The organism is Hydrogenobaculum sp. (assembly GCF_049967395.1).
Taxonomy (GTDB): domain Bacteria; phylum Aquificota; class Aquificia; order Aquificales; family Aquificaceae; genus Hydrogenobaculum.
This window is the reverse complement of record NZ_JBMFST010000014.1, coordinates 1-19,891: the sequence shown is the minus strand read 5'-3', so window position 1 is coordinate 19,891 and position 19,891 is coordinate 1. Positions and strand designations below refer to the sequence as shown.

Genomic DNA, 19,891 nt, shown 5'->3' with positions numbered 1-19,891 from the left:
TTTTAAATTGTATATAGCTTTTAAGATATGATAGATACGCATTGCCATTTGGATTTGTTGGAGAAAGAGCATTTTGAAGAGGCTATAAACGATGAGTCTTTGGAGTATCTTATAACGATAGGTTTTGATAGAAAAACCTGTGAAAACGCTGTAGAGATAGCTTCAAAATACGATAAGGTTTATTGTGCTGTGGGTTTTCACCCAAACGATGTTGCAGATTTAACAGAAAAAGATATACTGTGGTTAGAAGAGCTTGCCAAATCCAATAAGAAAGTAAAAGCTATAGGGGAGATAGGTTTAGATTACTACAGGTCAAAAGATTTAAAAGATAAGCAAATAGAGTATTTCAACATACAGCTTGAGCTCGCTAAAAAACTTGGTCTTCCAGTGGTGATTCATTCAAGGGATGCCGAAGAAGATACTGTAAAAGTGCTTGAAAACCACAAAAATGTGGGTGGTGTGCTTCATTGTTTTAGCGGTTCTTTGGAGTTTATGAGAAAAGGTGTAGAGCTTGGGTTTTATATATCTTACTCTGGTAATATAACTTTTAAAAATGCTCAGGCTTTAAGAGAAGTGGTGTCTAAAACCCCCACTTATAGGCTTTTGATAGAAACAGACAGCCCGTGGTTAGCCCCTGTGCCCCATAGAGGCGAGAAAAATAAACCTTCTTTTATATGGCATACTGCCAAAGTCATGAGTGAGCTTATACCAAATTCAAGTCTTGAAGATATAGATAGGACCACCACTGCCAACGCCAAGCTTTGCTTTAACTTGGGTTTTGATACAAACAAAGATACCATTACATACGTTATAAACAACAAGCTTTACATAAACCCTACAAACAAGTGCAACCTTCACTGTAGATTTTGTGAAAGGGAAAGAGATAGAAACTTTATGGTAAAAGGATATTGGGTATGGGTAAAAAGAGACCCTTCCGCAGAAGATATAATAAACAATATAAAAAACCCTGAAATGTACGACGAGATTGTATTTTGCGGATACGGAGAACCTACTCTTAGGATGGATGTTGTTAAAAAAGTATCTTCATATATAAAATCTAAATCACCTAAAACAAAGGTTAGAATAGATACAAACGGTTTGTATTTGGCTTTTGGTAAGAAAGAAGATTTAGAAAACTTAAGAGGCTTGGTAGATACCTTTTCTATAAGCCTAAACGCCCCCGATGAAAACACCTATAACGAAGTCTGTAGACCACCTTACCCAAACGCATTTTCTTTGCTTATAGAATTTATAAAAACCGTTAAAGAGCTTGGTTTTGAAGTGATAACCACCGCCGTTACATACCCGGGTGTTGATATAGATGCTACTGAAAAATTGGCAAAGGAACTTGGTACTAAGTTTAGAAAAAGAGAATGGGAAGTCTTAGGGTAAGATTATGTTTGAGAGCGCTATAGGTTTTACGCCAAAGTATATATTTTTGATATTAAACATGTAAGAGTAAGCTATCACAAAAGAAGGTTTTTTAGGCTTTTCAAAAGAAGCGTAGCTTCCTACGAACGTGCTTTTTGGTATTCCCTCTTCGTACAGTATACAGAAGCTGTTTTCGTAAGGAAGATAAGCCAGTACGCGGTTTTCTTTCTCAAAGAAAAAAGAAGGTCTATCTACAAAGGATATAACTGTATTTCCTTTTTTGATGTTTTCTATTATATCTTTTTTCGTTTCTAACTTGCTTTTAGAAAAAACAAAGTTTCTCAACATCCCAAAAGACCATTTGTAAGATGGTATTAAAAGCCTAATACCCACTTCTCTTACATATATTTTTACATGGTGGTCAAGCCCACCTATTACAGGATTTCTCCAACCTTGCTCAAAGTATTTTTTTATATAAACCTCTGGTGTCAAAGCTGGTGCAAAAAATCTGTATATTCTTTTTTTAAGAAAAATCTTTGGTATTATAGAACCTATATACCGCCAAAACATCGTAAATTTTGAAATTATGACGGCATCTCTTAAATCTATTATTTCCACCACCAAATCTTTTGTTTTCTCTAAGCGCCATATATACTTTTTCTTAAAAGGATGGGCCACCACTTTTAAGTCTTCTACCGTTATGAGGCTTCCCACTATACCTTTTTCAGTGGTAATCTTTTCTTCTTTGCCTACTATGGTGTGGTCGTTTTCAAAACATTTGTAATGAAGGTTTTCGTGGTCTGTTATGATTACGTAATCTATGGCCTCTTCTTTCCTCGCGGTTTCTACGTCTTCTGGTTTTCCCAAAGAATCGTAAGAAAACTCTGTATGTATGTGAAATACAAAGGATTTTACGTAAAACTCCGGTGGGTCTATGGGTTCTGATTTGTAAGCATGTTTTAGGATTTTAACAGGAAGTATAAAAAATAGAAGTTCCAATATACCAAAGGCTATTATAAAAGCGTATATACCTATTATTACAAAGAGAATCCACACTTATAAAATTATACACTACAAAAGACTTTTTGCTAAGTCTTTTCCTAAGGCTATTGGGTCTTTGCCTTCTAGTGTTAGCTCTCTGTAGTTTGTGCCGTCTTCTTCTGCTATAAAGCCTCTTATTTTTATATGGTTTTCCATAAGGGTTGCATGCGCTCCCATTGGAATTTGACAGCTTCCTTCCACCGTCTCTAAAAAAGAGCGCTCCGCTAAGGCGCATATGTATGTAGGCTCATGGTTTATTTGTTTTAGTATGTTTGATAGATCTTTGTTTGAAGCCTTATACTCTATAGCCACTATCCCTTGTCCTACGGCTGGTATAAAATCAAGGTATGAACTTATAACATCTTGAAGTCCAAGCCTTTTAAGACCAGCGCTTGCTAAGATAATAGCATCGTATAAGCCATCTTCTAACTTTTTTAATCTAGTGTCTACGTTTCCTCTCAAATCTTCTATAGTTAAATCTTGTCTTCTTTGCAAAAGTTGAACTTTCCTTCTTATGGAAGACGTGCCTATTTTTGCGTTTGGTGGAAGGTCTTTTAAAGTTTTGTAGCTTTTGCTAACAAAAGCATCTTTTGGGTCTTCTCTTTCTAAAAACACATCTACTACAAGGTTTTCTGGTATAACGGCGGGTACATCTTTTAGAGAATGAACGGCAAAATCTATCTCTCCTTCTAAAAGAGCGTTTTCTATTTCTTTTACAAAAAGCCCTTTACCACCTATTTTTGCCAAAGGCGTGTCTAATATTTTATCCCCGGTGGTGGTGATAAGGACAAGCTCTATCTCTAAACCAAGACTTTCTAGTTTTGATTTCACAAACTCAGCTTGCCAAAGGGCCAGTTTGCTTTTTCTTGTGCCTAGCCTAAGCTTCAACGATTATATTTTCCTCCACCATTTTTTGGTTTAAAAGCTCAAAACTTCTAAAAGAAACTGCCTTTCCTTTTTGCACAGATACTATTATATAAGATAAGTATTCGAAAGCCCTTTCTTCATCGGTCTTTGAGGCCATATCTGGGTGGTCTGGGTGAGAGTGGTATATACCAACTATCTGTAATCCTTTTTCGTCGGCATAGCGTTCGGCTTTCATATAATCTTTTGGGTTTATTTCGTATCTGTCGTTTTTCCTATCTTTGTTTGCATTTTCTACTTCTAAAAGCTCATAAACCACCCTTATACCATCTTCTTCTTTCCCTATCATAATACCGCAAGTTTCGTAAGGATAATCTCTTTCAGCCTGAGATTTTATTTTTTCTAAAAGCTCTTTTTTTATTTTAAGCATGTTTTTCTTGAGGCTTTTTGTGTAGTATAAACCAAAGGACAATAGAACCAATCATCATACCTATACAGACAATCTGATTCCACGTAAGCCCGATACCCGGTATAGGCGGTGTTACTCCTCTATAAAACTCTTCTATAAATCTGAAAAGTCCAGCAAAGAAAAGATAAAATACAAACACCTCACCATCAAACCTTTTCTTATAGAAAATCATTATAGCACCTAAAAATATAAAAAGATTGAAAACAAGGTCCATAAGCTCAGTAGGATAAAGGGGCACATGAGGAGGTGCTATGGCGCCTTCTGGGAACACCATATAAAAATAGGGAAACTTTGACATAAGATGGACACCTACGCTTAAATCACTAACTCCTGATACTTCTTTGCCATAGCAACAGCCTGCCGATGTACAACCTATTCTTCCTATCGCTTGACCTATTGGAAGAGCTATGGCGGCTATATCGGCTACCTTGAAGGGTTCTAGATTGTAGTATTTTATTAGGGCAAGTATCGTTATGAGCCCACCTATAAGCCCACCAAACCAATCAAGGCCCCCTTGCCATATTTCGAAAGGGCTAAAGAAACTTGTCATTTCGTTGTGGTGCTCTATCACATAGGCAAGCCTTGCACCAAGTATAGCTCCTATTATCCCAAACAAGAATATATTTTCTATTTTATGAGACTCTATACCTTCTTTTTTTGCAAAAAATATTGCTAAAAGGTATCCAACTATCATGGCTAAAGACGCCATGACACCGTATGTATAAACTTTCAATCCAAACAAATCAAACAGTATAGGGTGCATACAACTATTATAACCCTAATAAATGATTTTGGCGTGAAATGTTTAGAGGGTTTGTTAGCTTTTAATGTACAGAAGAGGCTATATCTACTATAGGGAGCATAATAGAAAGCACTACAAGGCTAACCAACGCCCCTACTATCAAAGTTGCCATTGGCTCTAAGCTTGATACGAAAAGGTTTATCGTTTTGTCTAAGAGCTGTTCGTATATTTTGTAAGAGGTCTTTAGAGCTTGTTTTAAATCTCCTGTATATTCACCATTTTTTACAACAGATAACACGCTTCTTTTGAATAAGCCGGTTTTTAAAAGCGCTTGATGAAAGCTTAAACCTTTTTCTATGTCTTGTTCTATTAGAGAAAGCTTTTGTTTTATAAAGGTGTTTTCTACGGTTTGAATTGAGACTCTTATAGAAATACCTATTGAAGAGTTGGAGCCAAGCATAAGACTCATAGCGTATAAAAATTTTGAAAGCTCAAGGTATGTTGTAAGGTTTCCAAGTATTGGGATTTTAAGATAAAAACTATCAATCTTTTCTTTGGAAAAAATCTTTTCTTTAAAAATAAAAACCAAAAACAAAATGGGACTAGCGTAAATCAAAAATACCACCGCCTTTGCAAAATACATAAGAAATATGGTAATAAATGGTAGTTTGGCGTTGAAACTCTTTAGTACGTCTTCTATTCGCGGAATGACGTAGTTAACCGATATAAACACCGCCAATATACTGAAGAGAGTCACTATGCTTGGGTATACGGCTTTTGATACAACTTTTGTTTTGTAGTTGTCCATGTTTTCTAAAAAATCTCCAACGGTTTTAAACACGTTTTCTAAGTTTTCGGAAGTTTCCGCAGCGTACAGCATGTTTGATAATATGGCTGGCAGTGGTTTTTTTGCAAAAGCCACATGAAGAGGTTTGCCCATCTCTATATCTTTTTTTATCTGTTGGTAAAGCTCTTTTAGAATAGGCTTGTCTTGAAGGTCTATAGCTATGTCAAGGGCTGTGTATAGGTTTGTCCCAGAGCTTATAAGCTCGTATAGTTGTTTGAGAGAAAAGGCTATATCTTTTTTTGATACAAGCTTTGTTTGTACATTCTTCTTAAAAGCCTCAATATCAAGTTTTAGATTTAAGCTTGCCTCAGGCATTCTTTTTATACATACTAAACAAGTTTATATACTTTTCAAATTCCATAGGCGCTACGTTTTCTATCTCTAAATTTTCCTTAAGGTGTTCTTTGTTTTTAGTGCCCACAAGCATTGTGCCTACCCCCGGGGCACTTCTTACAAACTGTAAGGCTACGTGGATATCTTTTTCCAAGCCAAAATAATCTTTAAGCTCTTTGGGTATTCTTCCTATAACTTGCCCTTGATAGATAGAAGCGCTTGTGTATACGTAAACTCCAAGCTCTTTTGCAGCTTCTAATATGGTTTTGTATTCGTTGTTTACTATTTGATTTTTGACGGTAAAAGCTTCGGACATACCTATGTTGTAAGGAAGCTGTATAAATCTAAAATGATGGTCTTTTGAAACAGAAGAAGCCACATCTAAGATTTCTTTCAAATCAAGGTGTTGTTTAGAGGCTCTTGATATTCTGAAACCACTCCAAGTAGCTACTCCGTAATACTTTAGCTGTTTTTGAGATACTTTTTCTTCTAAAAGCTCGAAACAAGAGCGTAACGTATTGTAAAACTCTTCTTTGTTTTTGTAAAGAAGTTGCTCTTCTACGTTGTGCAAGAAATATACGTCTATGTAATGCGTATTTAAGTTTTGTAGGCTTTTGTTAAAACACCAATCTATAAATTTTTTATCAAGATAGTGCCAGCTTTGAGTTAACTTTCTTTCGTCTATGATGCCGGGATAAACAAAGATATCGTAAAAGTAGTCCTTTGGGTCTATACCGCTTTCTATATCGTAAGGTACATATCCTCCTTTTGTAGATATTATGAGGTTTTCTCTTTTTATATCTTTCAACACTTTTCCTATAACTCTCTCGCTCTTCATATACCTGTAGTTTATAGCGCTATCTACCACGTTTACGCCTAACTCATAGCCGTATTTGATGGTTTCTTCGTAAGCCTTGTCGGTTTCTTGGTCAAGTTCTCCCAAATAAGTGCCTATGCCTATCTCTGATAATTTAAACTCTAAAAATTCTTTGTATACCATTTGGTTATTATACCATTTTATTGAAAAACCCTTTTATTTTGTTTAAAAGCCTTGAAAACACACCGTCTTTCTTTTTATATCTGTTTGTGTGTATCTTTGGAAACTCTTTTAATTTCTGCTTTTGCGGCTTTTTAAAGAATAAATCAAGCTGTTTTGTAAAGTCTTTTAAATTTAGATTGTAAAAATTCTCTACGCTGGACAGTTTATCAGAAGCGCTTTTGGCGTACTCTTTTGCTCTATTTAAAATGTCTTTTTGATAAAATTCCATTGCAAAACAAGCATCTATTACAGCATCAAAAAATATTTTCTCAGCGGTGGAAAAGCTCCTTTCTTTTAACATGTTTGCATAGAGTATGCATTCTTTAAAAAGCTGTTCGTTGTAAAGAAGCACAACGGTGGATACTTTCTTTTCAGATGAAGACCCATCACCAAAAGAGGATAGCTTGCTTACTATGTTCCAATATTTTGCTACGAGGTTTGAGATGTTGTTAAAATCTGGCTTGTAGATATTTGCTATGCTAACTTGTGCTTGCCCTGTATCTTGGACTTTAAATATATCTTTTCCTTCGTAAATTTTATCGTCTTCATTGACGTAAAAAATGTCAAGCTCCATCATTATGTCGCGCCAATCACCTTTTATATGTTTATGGGGTTTTTCCGAGCATCTTATGAGGTCTGAAAGCGGGACTTCAAAGCTGTTTTCTCTTCTTACAAGCTGGATATAGCAAAGCACCATAAGAAGCACTTCTTTCTTCGATAAATCATCAAGCACCTCTAAGAATATGCTATCTACAGAACGCTGCTGAAACTCTAAGTTATGCATATATATAACCTAAGTCAAATTGGGCTTTAGAGTATGATTTTATGCGCTCTAACAGAATGTCTATGTTCCAATCTTTCTCGCTGGATACCAACACGTAAGGTTTTTCAAAGAAAAATCCTTTTTCAAAATCAGCAATATCTTCTTTCGTGCTTACCAGTCTATCTATTTTATTGAACACATACAAGATAGGTTTATCTTTAACGCCTATATCTTCCAAAATTTTATTTACTACATCTATTTTCTTTAACCATCTATCGTCTGATATATCCACTACGAAAACAAGCAAATCTGCAAGAGTTACCTCTTCTAAGGTGGTTTTGAAAGATTCTACCAACTCTGGTGGCAATCTATCTATGAAACCTACGGTATCTGTTATAAATATTTTTTCTCCATCTACAAAGCTTGTTCCTACTTTTGTATCAAGGGTGGCAAAAAGCATATCGCTTATAAAGACATTTTTCTTGGTAAGGGCTTTCATCAAAGATGATTTACCCGCGTTTGTGTAGCCTACCAAAGCCACTTTTAAGTAGTTTGTTTTAAGTCTGTTTTTCCTTTGCTCTTTATGATGTTTTTTTATTTGCTCTATTTCTTCTTTTATTTTGTGTATTCGCTTTTGTATAGCTCTTCTTTTTATCTCTATGAGCTGCTCACCTGGTCCTCTGGTACCCATCTTACCGCTTTGTCTTGATAGCTTTGCACCAACTCCGTAGAGTCTGGGCAGTTCGTAAGTGAGTTTGGCTAGTTCTATTTGGAGTTTTGCCTGTTGGGTTTTGGCTCTTGCCATGAAAATCTCAAAAACTACGTTTGCTCTATCAAGGACATCCACCCCTAAAACAGCCTCTATGTTCCTAACCTGAGAGGGGGTTAAAAACTCATCAAAAACCACTGCATTTGACCCGGTGCCTTCCACAAGCTCTTTTATGAGGTTAAGATACGAGCTTCCTACAAGCGTTGAAGCATCTGGAAAATCTCTTTTCTTTACAAGATAGCCAACGCTTTTACCGCCTATGGCCTCTACTAAGCCCTCTAACTCTTCTAAGGATTCTAAGACCTGATTTCTTGTCTGATGCCTTAACTGTAGAGCTACAGATATGGCCTTTATCAACTTTCTGATGCCTCTTCTATGACTACCGTGCTTATTGCATGCTTGTAAATCAAGTTTGTGCCGCTATCGGATTTTAAAAGCACGGTGTATTTGTCTTGGTCAAGGACTTTGCCTACCATCCTGTTCCCCCTTGTTAGGTATATTACTACCTCGATGCCCTTTTCTTTGGCATCCTCCAAGATTTTATCCTGTAGATTTTCTGTCATGTTTATACCTCCTGATAGTATTTTTCTATTGTTTCCAAAAGCTCAGATACCATATTCTCTTCGGTAACTTTTTTTAAGATTTTACCATCTTTAAACAGCAAAGCTCCTCCTTTCATGCAAGCTAAACCCACATCTGCGTGGGAAGCCTCACCTATGGCGTTTACCGCGCAACCCATTATCGCAACCTTTATAGATAAATCTTTGTCTTTTAAAGCTTCTTGGACTTGTTTTACCACCTTTGGCAAGTTTACTTCTATTCTACCACACGTAGGACAAGAGACTATGTCTATGCCTTTTTTCTTTAACCCTAAGCTTTTTAAAATTTCGTAGGCTACTTCTACCTCTTTTTCTGGTTCATCTGTTAGCGATACTCTTATGGTATCTCCTATACCTTTGTAAAGCAAAATACCAAGCCCTACAGAAGATTTTACCATGCCTTGGGTGCCCATTCCCGCTTCTGTTATGCCTATATGTAGAGGTATATCGGTTTTTTCTGCAAATATTTCGTTGGCAACAGCGTTTTGAACTACATCGGAACCCTTTATAGACACTTTGAAGTTGTAAAAACCTAAAGACTCAAAAAATTCTGACCAGTTAAGAGCGCTTTCTGCAAGAGCTTCGGCGCTAGGATATCCATATTTCTCCAAAAGGTGTTTTTCTAAAGAACCAGAGTTAACGCCAAGCCTGACGCAAATATTTCTTCTTTTTGCCTCTAAGACTATATCTCTTACTATTTCTTTTTTGTTTATATTGCCCGGGTTTATTCTGATACCGTGAGCCCCGGCTTCCATAGATAAAAACGCCATGTAAGGCACAAAATGAATATCTGCTATAATAGGTACTTCAGAGTATTTTACTATCTCTTTTAGGGCCTCGGCATCTTCTTTAGCCGGTACCGCTACCCTTATGGCTTCACACCCTGCCTTTATAAGCCTATCTATTTGAGAGATGGTAGATTCAATGTCGTGAGTTTTTGTAGATGTCATGGATTGGACTACTATAGGGTTATTCCCCCCTATTTTTAGATTACCTAGTGTAATTTCTCTAGTTTTACGTCTTTTTATCATAAAATTTTTCTAAGCTACTTCGTGATTTGCCCATATCAAAGTCTCACGAGAAACTCTTTCCATATAAGATAAGCTACATATTCCAGCGGCATATTCAAGGGTTAACATCAGGTTTTCGTTGTAGAGGTCTATAGGGTTTGCAAACTCAGCATTAAGGATTATGCTATAACCATCTTTTGGCAAACTTACTTGCAAGACACCGTTTTTATAATCTTTCTTTGTTTCGTAAGGTAATACGCTTTCAATTCTTCTAATGCTTATATCTACCAAATCAAACCGGTTTTTCAAAGCCTCCATAAATTCGTCTATATTTTTTGATTCTATGGCTTTTTCTAATATAAACTTAGATTCTTGATGTCTTAGTTGGTCTTTTTCCCAAACGTCAAGGTGTTTTAGCATATCTTTGTAAGCTATCCTAAGGTTTGATATCTTATGATGCTCTTTTTTGAGAGCTGATATTATATCGGGACACATTGAAGCTACCAATATGCCAAGCTGTAAACTGGCAAGGAATAGCATATAGGGTATGTTTTGATGGGCTTTATATATGTCAAAAGCCAAAGACTCGGCGGTTATCAAAAAGGAAACTTTAGACTGTCTTGGAGAGAAAAGACCTATGCTTATAAGGGAAAGAGGATATGTGTATATGCTGGAGAATGTAAAAAACCCTGCAAAGTATAAAACGTCAAGGTATTTGTTTATGTAGTGTCCTAACTTTAGTTTATAGTAAGATAGTATGGCTAAACTAAAGTATAAAAACGTAAGCGTTATGATGATTGCCCTTACGTGAAAAGAAGGTATAAAAAACGCCGCTGCTACAGCACCTAAACTTACAAGCAATCTAGAGGTTACATATATGTTTGTAAGGAGGTTTCTTATCATCTATTAGTAATCCACCTTTGCTTCAAAGAAGTTTGTAAGGTCTGGTAAGTCTGTTTGGGTGGTGAGCCATTTCATTGGGTTCTTCTGACCGTATATAGCATCAAAACCAAGGGAGCGCATCCTTCTATCTGCCAAATATTTTACATAGGATGTGTAGGTTTCAAAAGAAAGCCCTATTATTTTTTCGGGCATTGCTACCCTTGCATACTCGGTTTCTATGTCTACGGCCTCTTCCATGAGAGCTCTAAACTTATCTTTGTAATCGTTTCTATTTTTATCTTTTAAAAGCTCGTTGAGAAGATACATACCAAAAGCCAAATGTCTTGTCTCATCTTTTAATATCCATCTTACCAACGCCGCCACGTTTTTAAGCACGCCTCTTCTTCCAAAAGCCAAAGGTGTAACAAAACCGCTAAAGAAAAACAACCCTTCTAAAATTGCATAATATACAAAGATATCTTCAATAAGGTTTTCCTCTGTAGGTTCTTCGCAAAGCGTCATGGCACGTTTAACTTCAAAATCAGCCTTTCTTTTTATTTCTTTGACGTTTTCATGCATCGCGTATACTTCGTGAGGTTTTAGATCAAGGCCATCCATTATGTATCTAAACGTATCTATATGTTTCATCTCTTCCATGAGTTGATATCCTAAAAACATCCTTGTTTCTGTGTTTCTTATTCGTTTTGAAATCTCTAGTATGTTTTGTCCAACCCAACCTTCAGCCGAAGAGAAGAATCCAACCGTGTATAGCATGTAATGACGCTCTATATCGTTTAGTTTTTCGTAAAATTCGTGCTTATCGTTTGCAAGGTCATATTCTTCTGGTATCCAGTAGTTGTTTTTGGCTTTTGTATAAAGGTTTAAAATCTCAGGATACACTACGCTGTCTAGTTTATAAGTATAAGATTGACAAACCTTGCCGTCTTTCTTTATTACTTCGTCTAATGCTGTATTATAACTCATATATACCTCCAAATAAAATCATATGCCATAAATATAGTATATCATAAAAGCTTGTCAATGATTTTGTGAGACCAAGCAACGTATTTTATTTGTTAAAATATTTGTACAAGTTTGTAGGATAATATATTATATTTTTTATAAATGTAAATATGTCTTTTACAGCTATAACACGCCCTATGTCGTATCTATCTTGATGTGGATAAACTGGTTTTTTCTTGGTACTAAATGCCATATAAAAAATATTTGAGACCTCTTCTTTTAAAACATCTGACATATCACCAAAAGGATAAGCAAAAGATATAATATTTATACCAAGGGCTTTTTCCAAGCCTTCTTTTGATGCTTTAAGCTCATATCTTACCCTTTCTCTATACTGGTTTTCTGTTTCAAAATCAAGTTTTAGGCTTTTAGTATAGACATCAATTAGATTTTTATCTTTGTTTTTTTCTAAAAGCTCATAAACTTCATCAGTTATAAAAGCTTTTGGATGGGACAAATCGCTTTTGGACGGATAAATGGGAAGCCCTTCTTTTAGAGGATTGTAAATAGAAGACAAAGAGTAGTGATAGTTTTTGCCGCTATATACATCTATAGGCTTTGAAGGGATGAAGGTTTTTGAATGGGTAAGCCCGTGAGAGCCCACATCAAACACATCAAGCATAGACCTTAGCTCTTCAAAGCTCAAAAAATCGTAAGATACTCCTTTTTCAAAAAACTCCCTGTTGGCTTCTCCAGCGCCAAGGGGCTTATAAAGGTCTTTAAAAGAAACTTTCCCTTCCCAGTAATCAAACAACGTTGGTCTTTTTATATCTTCTTTTAAAAGCCTAGAGTATATGGGGAATATAATAGCTTTCTTTTTGTACTTTTTTAGTATAGGATAAGCGTATATAAAATTATCAGCATAACCATCGTCAAAGGTTATAACAACACCTGGTTTTTTGGGTTTGTAAAGCCCCTCTAAGTAAGCTTTTAACTCTTCTAATCCAAGGACCTCATAAAAACTGTCCAAAATTTTTATATGCTTTTGAAACAAAGATAAGTTTACATCGTAAGACTTTTTAGGAAATATCTTGTGATAGCAAAACACCACTACGCCCATTTTTCAAAATACTCCTTTACATATTTAAAATCTAAATCTGTTTTAAAGCCTTCAGGGCTAAAGTGTGTGGGTTTTGCGTTTAAGTCTTTTAATATTTGTTTTAGCTTTGGCATGATGCCCTTTCCAAAGATGTTTGCTTTGTAAAACCAAGGAGATTTTATACTGGACTCTTTTAGTATGTTGGTAAAAACTTTGACAGTATCTTTGTGAAAATGTACAAAATCCTCATCTTTCATGATGTTTAAAAGTTCGTTATCGTAAATAGACCCTATATATAAAGGCCCTCCGTAATCAAAAAAGTCACCGCACAACGGACAAAACTTTGGTAAATCAAGTATACAAGTATAGCTTTCTCTAAACTTACAACTATGGCAATACCCTATATAACCTATTTTGGTAGATATATCAACAGCCTTTGATACACCTTTTAATTTTACAAAAAATGCCCTTAAAAAATGCCTGTAGCTAAAACCAAACACCGGTTTTAAAACGCTGTCAAGTCTAAAAGAAGCTTCTATCACAGATTTTATAAGTATTCTAAGTGCGCTTTCATGGTAAAATTCGCTATCAAGTGGTTTAGAACCATACCTTCTAAAAGCTTTAAACGGATAAGAACCAGAAAGCGACGCTGTATCTGTAGCGGTGATTCCAATAAGACCACCGGTTTTTAAAGATTTTATAGCGCTTTCTAAAAATGGAACAGGACTTCCGTAGGGGTCTATATCTATGTAATCAAAACCTTTGTTTTCAAGCAAAAATACGTTTGCATCCTTGTTAAAATATTCTACATTTTGATGTCCTTCAAGATTTTTTTGAGCTAGCTCTATAGCTTCTTTTTTTATATCGTTTAGAAAAGCTTTTTCTACTGCGTTTGTTTCTTTTAAAAGCCTTAAAACCCTAACTCCAGAAGCGCTCATTGGGTCTGCTACAAAAAGTTTTTTGGCTTTTAGTTTAGAGTAAGCTTTTAAAATAAGCACTGTGAAATCTCTGTTTATAGCCATAAAAGGGTTGTAGAAGACTTCCATATCTTTTGATATTAAATCTGGTAGTTCTGGTATAAAAAACTCTACAGCCCCTTCTTTTAAAAGCATACTACAATTATAAGCAAAAATAAGCCTTTAATGTTTTTATAATACCCAACATATATCATATAATATCTGCTAACTTTTTTTATATTTATAGATATGGAAAGGTTTAATAGTGTTACAACGAGGGATTACGGATTACTTAGTAAAGTATATGGGCTGTTGGCTTTTTCTATAGCCTCGGCCGTAGTGGGAAGTGTGGTAGGGCTTTCTCATGTAGTAATGGTGGCAACCCACTTTTGGTTATTTGCAATACTTGAGTTTGTATTAGTCTTTGCCACATCAATAGTGGGTCAAAACAAAGAAATGGCCTTACCAGGCTTTATACTTCTAAACGTATTTACCTTCATAACAGGTTTTACTTTGGCTCCCATACTTTCTTTTGCTTTGGCGGTAAACCCTGCTGCTATAATTTACGCTCTTGTGACTACTGCCGCTACTTTTGTGGGCATGAGCTTAGTTCCTATAGTATTTAGGGTTAACGTCCTTGGAATGGGCGGATTTTTGTTTGCGGGTCTAATAGCCATAGTGGTAGCTAGCTTGCTAAATCTATTTTTCCACTCTGGTGTTGCCGCTTTGGTAATATCCATAGTAGCTACCGTGCTTTTTAGCTTGTATGTAAGCTACGATACGGCACGTATCTTAAGCATGGACCCAGACGCCCCAGCGGTAGCTTTGGCATTGGCGCTATATCTAGATATCCTAAACTTGTTTGTAAACATACTATTTTTATTCTTGGAGTTTTCTGGTAATAGAAGAAACTAACAAGGTATTTTAGCCCCTATTTTGGGGCTTTTAATATTTCTTTGAGAAAAGTTCTTTTGCTTTTTTAGATGCTTCATAGTGATTGACTACTGGGTTGTGATAATTTAACTTGTAGCTGATAGGGTCGTGAAGTTTTTCACAATCCTCATCTTTTAATTCTTTTAAATACTTTTTTATATAAATACAGTCTTTGTCAAATTTTTGAGATTGTAATATCGGATTAAATATTCTAAGAGGTTTTGGATCGGGACCCACCGATGAAGACCACTGCCAATTGCCAACGTTTACAACCTCATCGTAATCTATGAGATACTCTTTGAAAAAACTTTCACCTATGCGCCAGTCTACCATAAGATCTTTTACCAAAAAGCTTGCTAAAATCATTCTAACTCTGTTGTGTACCCAGTTTTCTTCTTTTAGCTGCATAATGCCTGCATCTATTATAGGATAGCCAGTCTCTCCTTTCATAAACTTTTCTATCTTCTTATCGTCGTTTTCCCAAGCTATACCTCTTCTTTTTTCCTGAAATTCTAAGCTTTTAAAATCATGAAAATAATGTTTTATGTGATACCAAAACTCTCGCCACGACAATTCGCTTACAAACGTTTCGCTTTTGTTTTTGGCTTTTTGATAGATATCCCTTATAGACAAAATACCAAATCTAATGCAAGGAGATAGCTTTGAACTTCCATCCAAAAATGGATAGTTTCTTTTTTCTTCATATTCCTCAAATTTAAAGCTGTTTAGCCTCTTGACGCAATCTTCATAGCTCCAATGAGGATGTTTTAAATCAAGCTCTTTGTATTTAAAGATAAGCTTTTCTATGTTATCAAGGTCTAATTTAAGTACTTTCCCTCTTATAGTGTCTTCATCTAAGTCAACTTTTTCTTCTTTTATTAAAGACCTCCATTTTTTGTAAAAAGGTGTAAACACTTTTGTATATGGGATATCTCTAAAGTCCACCAAGTAATTGTCAAACACCTCTACAAATTTTATGCTTTTTCTCTCAAGCAAATCTTTTATTCTTTTATCTCTTTTCTCCCCTTGCCAACTAAAGGCTTTTGTTGTATAAACGGCGTCTGGTTTAAACTTTTCTATTAAAAGCTCAAAAACATCTTCATCCTCTTCGTAAAAGGTGTAAATAGGCATTTCTTTTGAGATGTGTTTTAAAGCATCCACTATAAGACCAAGTTTTTTGTTAAGGGTGTTTAATTCTTTTATAAGGCTTTTATTAAATATAAAAATAGGTATTACTTCATCAGAATTTTTAAAAGCTTCAAAGAGTGCTTTGTTGTCTTCTAACCTTAAATCTCTTCTAAACCAAAATATAGAGCGCACCAGTCAAGATTTCCAAGATGTTCTAAAACACTGGATTTACAATATCGCCGTTGGTGTTTCTGGTTTCGTATAGGAGTTTACAGACGTTGTCGATGGGGTCTACGCCCACTTCTCCTATGATGGCGCCTTTTTTGACGTAGTCTCCTTTTGCAACGAAGACTTTTCCTAGGTAAGTGTAAACATCCACTAGGTTTTGAGGGGTTTTTATGAGGACTATATAGTTGTAAGCTTTTAGGGTCCTACCGGAGTATATCACTTGACCTGGTTCTACCGCTTGGACCATCGCACCGCAATCTGTATAAAAATAAACTTTGTTGCCGACATATACAGGCTTTGCATTTACTGGGTAAATAGACTCTACTTTTGGTTTTGGTGGTTTTTGGGGTTTTTTCTTTGGGATTATGTTTTGAATGGGCTTGGTAAGTTCAGCAAGTCTGTTGGGGCCGGTGCTTTTTACCTCTACTTGGGCACAGGATGTTATTAAAAGCCCTAAGCTAAAAACCAATAAAAGCCTTTTTACCATACTCATATTTTATCAGATTTTAGTATATTTATGAGTCTTTCTACGTTTTCTTTTTCTTGCTGAAGTTTTTCTTGGGTGGCTTTTGCTTTTTCAACTTCTTCTGGCGGGGCTTTTTCTACAAAGTTTTTGTTTTGAAGTTTTGATGTGTAGATAGATAGCTGTTTTTCTACATCTTTTAGTGTTTTCTCATAGTCTTTTAAAAGAGATGTTCTGTCAAAATCCTTTTCTGGTATATAAAATGTGATATCTTCAAAGGGTATAGAAAGCATGTTGGCAGGATCTTTTAGTTCTTCTAACGCACTTAATTTACAGAGATTTACTATGTGAGGAGAAAACTCTTCCAAAAACTCTTTTGAGGTGTTTGTTTGGAAAAATATCGTTATCTTTGATTCTATTTTAAAATCCGATTTAATCTTTCTTATAAAAGAAATAACTCTTTTTAAGCGTTCTATAGTTTCATAGCTTTTAATATCAACAGCTTCTTTTTCAAAAACTGGAAACTCTTTTAAAGAGATGTCACTGTCGCCAAATATGGTCTTGGCATGTATGTAGCTTGTAATAAAGGGCATGAATGGATGTAAAAGTCTCAAGGCTTTTGATAAGACGGTGTTTAAAACGCCTACGGCCGTTAGTTTTCTTTTTTGGATTTTTTGGTTTATTTCTTCTATTTTGGCTTTTTCTTCATCAGGCATATCTTCTTTTATTTCTATGGGCTTTTCATAGATACGGAGCTTTGAAAACTCTATATACCAATCGCAAAATTCATTCCAGAAAAAGTTGTAGATACTTTGAGCGGCATGGCTAAACTGATAATTTTCAAGATATTCTGTTACTTGCCCTATGGTGAGATTTAGAGCTGTTGTAATCCAATAGTCTTCTTTCTCATACATATCCCCGTATATGATGTCTTGTAGAAAGTTTTCCGGCGTGTTTGATATGACAAATTTTGCTGCGTTCCATATCTTGTTGGCAAAAAACTTGCTTGCTTCAAACTTTTGTTCTGAAAGCTTTATATCCCTTAAAGCTGAGCTAAGGGAAGCCAGCGTAAACCTCAAGCTGTCGGCTCCGTATTTTTCTATAACGTCTATTGGGTCTATGACGTTTCCTTTGGTCTTTGACATCTTTTGTCCTTTTTCATCCCTTATAAGAGCGTGGATATATACATCTTTAAAGGGTTCTTTGTCGTTTAGCATTTTGCTCATCATGATCATCCTAGCTACCCAGAAAAAGAGTATGTCAAAGGCTGTTACCAAAAGACTGTTGGGATAGCAAGCATCTAACTCTTGGTTTGGTTCTGGCCAAGAAAAGACTCCAAAAGGCCACAAAGCCGATGAAAACCACGTATCAAGGACATCTTCCACTTGTTTTATATTGTTAGAACCACAGTGTTTACACTTTAGTAAAAGCTCAAAACCTTTAACATCTTTGTGATACTTGTACAAATCTCTTCTACTTGCCATATATTGCCATATGGAAAATTCGTTTATACCAGTGGCGTAATATTTTTTGTAGGCAAAATGTTTGTAAAAATCAAGGGTACTCATTTCAGGATGCACGAAATTCCTGCCGTTTAATATCTCGTCTATTTCCTTTGGTGTGAAAATTTTTTTAATCTTACCATCTGCTAAAAGGTTAAAGATAAGTTTGTCTTGGACATAGCTAAAATCTTCATCGGTATAAATAGATTCTTTTTTGCAATCCTCGCACTCCCATACTGGTATTCTGTGCCCCCACCATATTTGACGGGATATGCACCAATCTTTTATATTTTCTATCCAATCTGTATAGTTTTTCTCCCAGTTTTGCGGTATAAACCTTGTTTTTTTGGCTTTTACTATATCTAAAAACTCCTCTTTTTTGGTAGATACTTTTAAAAACCACTGAGTGGATACCATGGGTTCTATAGTGGTTTTACATCTGTAGCATTTTCCAACAGCATGAGTGTGTTCTTCTTCTTTTTCTAAAAGCCCCAAACTTTTAAGCTCTTGTACTACCTTTTCCCTTGCTTCGTATCTATCTAAGCCTTCAAACCTACCGGCGTTTTTTGTAAGTTTTGCCTTTTCATCCATTATCTTTACTATTGGAAGGTTTTGTCTTAGACCTGCTTCGTAGTCGTTTGGGTCGTGGGCCGGTGTGATCTTTACAGCCCCTGTGCCAAACTCCATATCTACAAACTCATCAGCTATTACAGGTATTTCAGGGCTTATCTCTTTGCCTGTTATATCATACCTTATCCAATCCACCAAAGGAAGCTTTAACTTTTTGCCTATAAGGTGTTTGTACCTTTCATCGTTTGGATTTACAGCTACTGCCACATCCCCAAGCATTGTTTCTGGTCTTGTGGTGGCTACTACTATGTATTCATCGCTATTTAAAACAGGATACTTTATATAATAAAGCCTTCCTTTTTCTTCCTCGTGCTCTACCTCTAAGTCTGATAAAGCCGTCAAATCCTTTGGACACCAGTTTACAATGTATGTGTCTTTTTTTATAAGCCCTTCGTCGTAAAGCCTTTTAAAAGCGTGCCTTACAGCCCTTGAGAAGCCCTCGTCCATCGTAAAGCGTTCTCTTGACCAATCTACAGAGGCCCCAAGTCTTTTTACCTGATTTTTAATGTTGTCTCTTGACCTATATACCCATTGCCACACCCTTTTTAAAAATTCTTCTCTTCCTATTTCAAGTCTTGATTTATTTTCTTTTGAAAGCTCTCTTTCTACCACAAATTGAGTAGCAATACCAGCGTGGTCAAAACCGGGCACCCATACCACATCAAAACCTTGCATTCTTTTAAACCTTGCCACTATGTCTTGAATGGTGATGTTTAAAGCATGTCCTATGTGAAGGGAACCAGTCACATTTGGTGGTGGTATCACCATGCTAAAAGCCTTTTTCGGGCTTTTAACGGTATATATATTTGATTTAATCCAGTTTTCCAAAACTTCTTGTTCAATCTCTTTCGGTATATAATCCTTCATAAACTATTATTTTACCAAAAACCACTCTCAAAGCTTATTTTATAATTGCAATAATTGTAAGTGTTTGTATACAAGACAGGCGGCCTTGGAAATCGGTTTTATTCCAAGACCTCTTTTATGCAAAATATTCAATACGCTTTTAATTTATTTTTTAAGGATTTCCCTCGAGATGATTTAATATCCCTTAAGATTATCTAATAATCCCTCGAGAAGTTTTGCTTGTCTTTTAGTAATGTCCAGATCATCTCCATTCACTCCATCAAAACATATATTTCCTCCTCCACCTATAGAACACGTATCAGAGTCAACATTTAAAAAATGTTTCTTATAGTTAATCCAGGCCATTTCGCTTTCTCTTAGCTCTTTTTTATCTTTTGGAGGCAATTTAGCCAT

The 19,891-nt window shown here is 35.7% G+C and carries 20 protein-coding genes; 2 read left to right on the top strand and 18 right to left on the bottom strand.

The window, feature by feature from the left end; all coding sequences use genetic code 11:
• The first annotated feature begins 27 nt into the window (after positions 1–27).
• The gene (locus tag ACP5S8_RS03335) at positions 28–1,392 is read left to right on the top strand and encodes a YchF/TatD family DNA exonuclease (protein WP_461875680.1); all 1,365 of its coding nucleotides are present in this window, start codon (positions 28–30) and stop codon (positions 1,390–1,392) included.
• On the opposite strand, the gene ACP5S8_RS03330 is transcribed toward ACP5S8_RS03335, so the two are convergent.
• The 14 genes from ACP5S8_RS03330 to ACP5S8_RS03265 form a co-directional block, all read right to left on the bottom strand.
• Positions 1,384–2,427: a PHP domain-containing protein gene (locus ACP5S8_RS03330; protein ID WP_461870555.1), complete on the bottom strand. Its 1,044-nt coding sequence runs from the start codon at positions 2,425–2,427 to the stop codon at positions 1,384–1,386. The genes ACP5S8_RS03335 and ACP5S8_RS03330 overlap by 9 nt on opposite strands.
• Positions 2,428–2,442: 15 nt before the next feature.
• Positions 2,443–3,300: a hydroxymethylbilane synthase gene (gene hemC, locus ACP5S8_RS03325; RefSeq protein ID WP_461875678.1), complete on the bottom strand. Its 858-nt coding sequence runs from the start codon at positions 3,298–3,300 to the stop codon at positions 2,443–2,445.
• Positions 3,290–3,706 (bottom strand): M67 family metallopeptidase, encoded by a 417-nt coding sequence (locus tag ACP5S8_RS03320; protein WP_461875676.1) that lies wholly within the window; start codon positions 3,704–3,706, stop codon positions 3,290–3,292. Before ACP5S8_RS03320 ends, hemC begins: the two co-directional genes overlap by 11 nt.
• Complete coding sequence (gene lgt, locus ACP5S8_RS03315) at positions 3,699–4,508, bottom strand: prolipoprotein diacylglyceryl transferase (protein WP_461875675.1); 810 nt, start codon at positions 4,506–4,508, stop codon at positions 3,699–3,701. Before lgt ends, ACP5S8_RS03320 begins: the two co-directional genes overlap by 8 nt.
• 61 nt (positions 4,509–4,569) lie before the next feature.
• Positions 4,570–5,649, bottom strand: coding sequence for a type II secretion system F family protein (locus ACP5S8_RS03310; protein ID WP_461875673.1), 1,080 nt, complete (start codon positions 5,647–5,649; stop codon positions 4,570–4,572).
• Complete coding sequence (locus ACP5S8_RS03305; protein WP_461870560.1) at positions 5,642–6,667, bottom strand: aldo/keto reductase; 1,026 nt, start codon at positions 6,665–6,667, stop codon at positions 5,642–5,644. Before ACP5S8_RS03305 ends, ACP5S8_RS03310 begins: the two co-directional genes overlap by 8 nt.
• A 7-nt stretch (positions 6,668–6,674) precedes the next feature.
• Entirely contained in the window at positions 6,675–7,490 is an 816-nt protein-coding gene (locus ACP5S8_RS03300) for a hypothetical protein (protein WP_461875672.1), read from the bottom strand.
• A complete protein-coding gene (gene hflX / locus ACP5S8_RS03295; RefSeq protein WP_461870562.1) occupies positions 7,483–8,595 on the bottom strand; it encodes a GTPase HflX in 1,113 nt (370 codons plus the stop codon). Before hflX ends, ACP5S8_RS03300 begins: the two co-directional genes overlap by 8 nt.
• A complete protein-coding gene (gene hfq / locus ACP5S8_RS03290; RefSeq protein WP_461870563.1) occupies positions 8,592–8,801 on the bottom strand; it encodes an RNA chaperone Hfq in 210 nt (69 codons plus the stop codon). The genes hflX and hfq overlap by 4 nt, the downstream gene beginning before the upstream one ends.
• Before the next feature lie 2 nt (positions 8,802–8,803).
• Entirely contained in the window at positions 8,804–9,868 is a 1,065-nt protein-coding gene (gene ispG, locus ACP5S8_RS03285) for a flavodoxin-dependent (E)-4-hydroxy-3-methylbut-2-enyl-diphosphate synthase (RefSeq protein ID WP_461870564.1), read from the bottom strand.
• 9 nt (positions 9,869–9,877) lie between these two features.
• Positions 9,878–10,750 carry a hypothetical protein gene (locus ACP5S8_RS03280; RefSeq protein WP_461870565.1) on the bottom strand — a complete coding sequence of 291 codons (873 nt, stop codon included), beginning with the start codon at positions 10,748–10,750 and terminating at the stop codon, positions 9,878–9,880.
• A gap of 3 nt (positions 10,751–10,753) precedes the next feature.
• The gene (locus tag ACP5S8_RS03275; protein WP_461875671.1) at positions 10,754–11,713 is read right to left on the bottom strand and encodes a ribonucleotide-diphosphate reductase subunit beta; all 960 of its coding nucleotides are present in this window, start codon (positions 11,711–11,713) and stop codon (positions 10,754–10,756) included.
• 85 nt (positions 11,714–11,798) lie between these two features.
• Positions 11,799–12,812 carry a polysaccharide deacetylase family protein gene (locus tag ACP5S8_RS03270; RefSeq protein WP_461875670.1) on the bottom strand — a complete coding sequence of 338 codons (1,014 nt, stop codon included), beginning with the start codon at positions 12,810–12,812 and terminating at the stop codon, positions 11,799–11,801.
• Positions 12,803–13,903 carry a tRNA (guanine(26)-N(2))-dimethyltransferase gene (locus ACP5S8_RS03265; RefSeq protein WP_461875669.1) on the bottom strand — a complete coding sequence of 367 codons (1,101 nt, stop codon included), beginning with the start codon at positions 13,901–13,903 and terminating at the stop codon, positions 12,803–12,805. Before ACP5S8_RS03265 ends, ACP5S8_RS03270 begins: the two co-directional genes overlap by 10 nt.
• 93 nt (positions 13,904–13,996) lie before the next feature.
• On the opposite strand from ACP5S8_RS03265, the gene ACP5S8_RS03260 reads away from it, so the two are divergent.
• On the top strand, positions 13,997–14,662 hold the full coding sequence (locus tag ACP5S8_RS03260) for a Bax inhibitor-1/YccA family protein (protein WP_461870569.1): 666 nt from the start codon (positions 13,997–13,999) through the stop codon (positions 14,660–14,662).
• A 30-nt stretch (positions 14,663–14,692) separates the two neighbouring features.
• Here the strand turns inward: ACP5S8_RS03260 and ACP5S8_RS03255 are convergent, their stop codons facing one another.
• The 4 genes from ACP5S8_RS03255 to ACP5S8_RS03240 all read right to left on the bottom strand — a co-directional run.
• Complete coding sequence (locus tag ACP5S8_RS03255) at positions 14,693–16,000, bottom strand: cryptochrome/photolyase family protein (protein ID WP_461875668.1); 1,308 nt, start codon at positions 15,998–16,000, stop codon at positions 14,693–14,695.
• Positions 16,001–16,022: 22 nt separating this feature from the next.
• Positions 16,023–16,523 (bottom strand): murein hydrolase activator EnvC family protein, encoded by a 501-nt coding sequence (locus tag ACP5S8_RS03250; RefSeq protein WP_461875667.1) that lies wholly within the window; start codon positions 16,521–16,523, stop codon positions 16,023–16,025.
• A gap of 2 nt (positions 16,524–16,525) precedes the next feature.
• Positions 16,526–19,498, bottom strand: coding sequence for a valine--tRNA ligase (locus ACP5S8_RS03245; RefSeq protein ID WP_461875666.1), 2,973 nt, complete (start codon positions 19,496–19,498; stop codon positions 16,526–16,528).
• A gap of 174 nt (positions 19,499–19,672) precedes the next feature.
• Positions 19,673–19,891, bottom strand: a 219-nt coding sequence (locus ACP5S8_RS03240; RefSeq protein WP_461875665.1) for a hypothetical protein, incomplete at its 5' end; no start/stop codon positions are given.

Coding starts and splice junctions, on each gene's coding strand:
- ACP5S8_RS03335 (WP_461875680.1), top strand. CDS start 28: ATGATAGATACGCATTGCCATTTGGATTTGTTGGAGAAAGAGCATTTT.
- ACP5S8_RS03320 (WP_461875676.1), bottom strand. CDS start 3,706: ATGCTTAAAATAAAAAAAGAGCTTTTAGAAAAAATAAAATCTCAGGCT.
- lgt (WP_461875675.1), bottom strand. CDS start 4,508: ATGCACCCTATACTGTTTGATTTGTTTGGATTGAAAGTTTATACATAC.
- ACP5S8_RS03310 (WP_461875673.1), bottom strand. CDS start 5,649: ATGCCTGAGGCAAGCTTAAATCTAAAACTTGATATTGAGGCTTTTAAG.
- ACP5S8_RS03305 (WP_461870560.1), bottom strand. CDS start 6,667: ATGGTATACAAAGAATTTTTAGAGTTTAAATTATCAGAGATAGGCATA.
- ACP5S8_RS03300 (WP_461875672.1), bottom strand. CDS start 7,490: ATGCATAACTTAGAGTTTCAGCAGCGTTCTGTAGATAGCATATTCTTA.
- hfq (WP_461870563.1), bottom strand. CDS start 8,801: ATGACAGAAAATCTACAGGATAAAATCTTGGAGGATGCCAAAGAAAAG.
- ispG (WP_461870564.1), bottom strand. CDS start 9,868: ATGATAAAAAGACGTAAAACTAGAGAAATTACACTAGGTAATCTAAAA.
- ACP5S8_RS03280 (WP_461870565.1), bottom strand. CDS start 10,750: ATGATAAGAAACCTCCTTACAAACATATATGTAACCTCTAGATTGCTT.
- ACP5S8_RS03275 (WP_461875671.1), bottom strand. CDS start 11,713: ATGAGTTATAATACAGCATTAGACGAAGTAATAAAGAAAGACGGCAAG.
- ACP5S8_RS03270 (WP_461875670.1), bottom strand. CDS start 12,812: ATGGGCGTAGTGGTGTTTTGCTATCACAAGATATTTCCTAAAAAGTCT.
- ACP5S8_RS03265 (WP_461875669.1), bottom strand. CDS start 13,903: ATGCTTTTAAAAGAAGGGGCTGTAGAGTTTTTTATACCAGAACTACCA.
- ACP5S8_RS03260 (WP_461870569.1), top strand. CDS start 13,997: ATGGAAAGGTTTAATAGTGTTACAACGAGGGATTACGGATTACTTAGT.
- ACP5S8_RS03250 (WP_461875667.1), bottom strand. CDS start 16,523: ATGGTAAAAAGGCTTTTATTGGTTTTTAGCTTAGGGCTTTTAATAACA.
- ACP5S8_RS03245 (WP_461875666.1), bottom strand. CDS start 19,498: ATGAAGGATTATATACCGAAAGAGATTGAACAAGAAGTTTTGGAAAAC.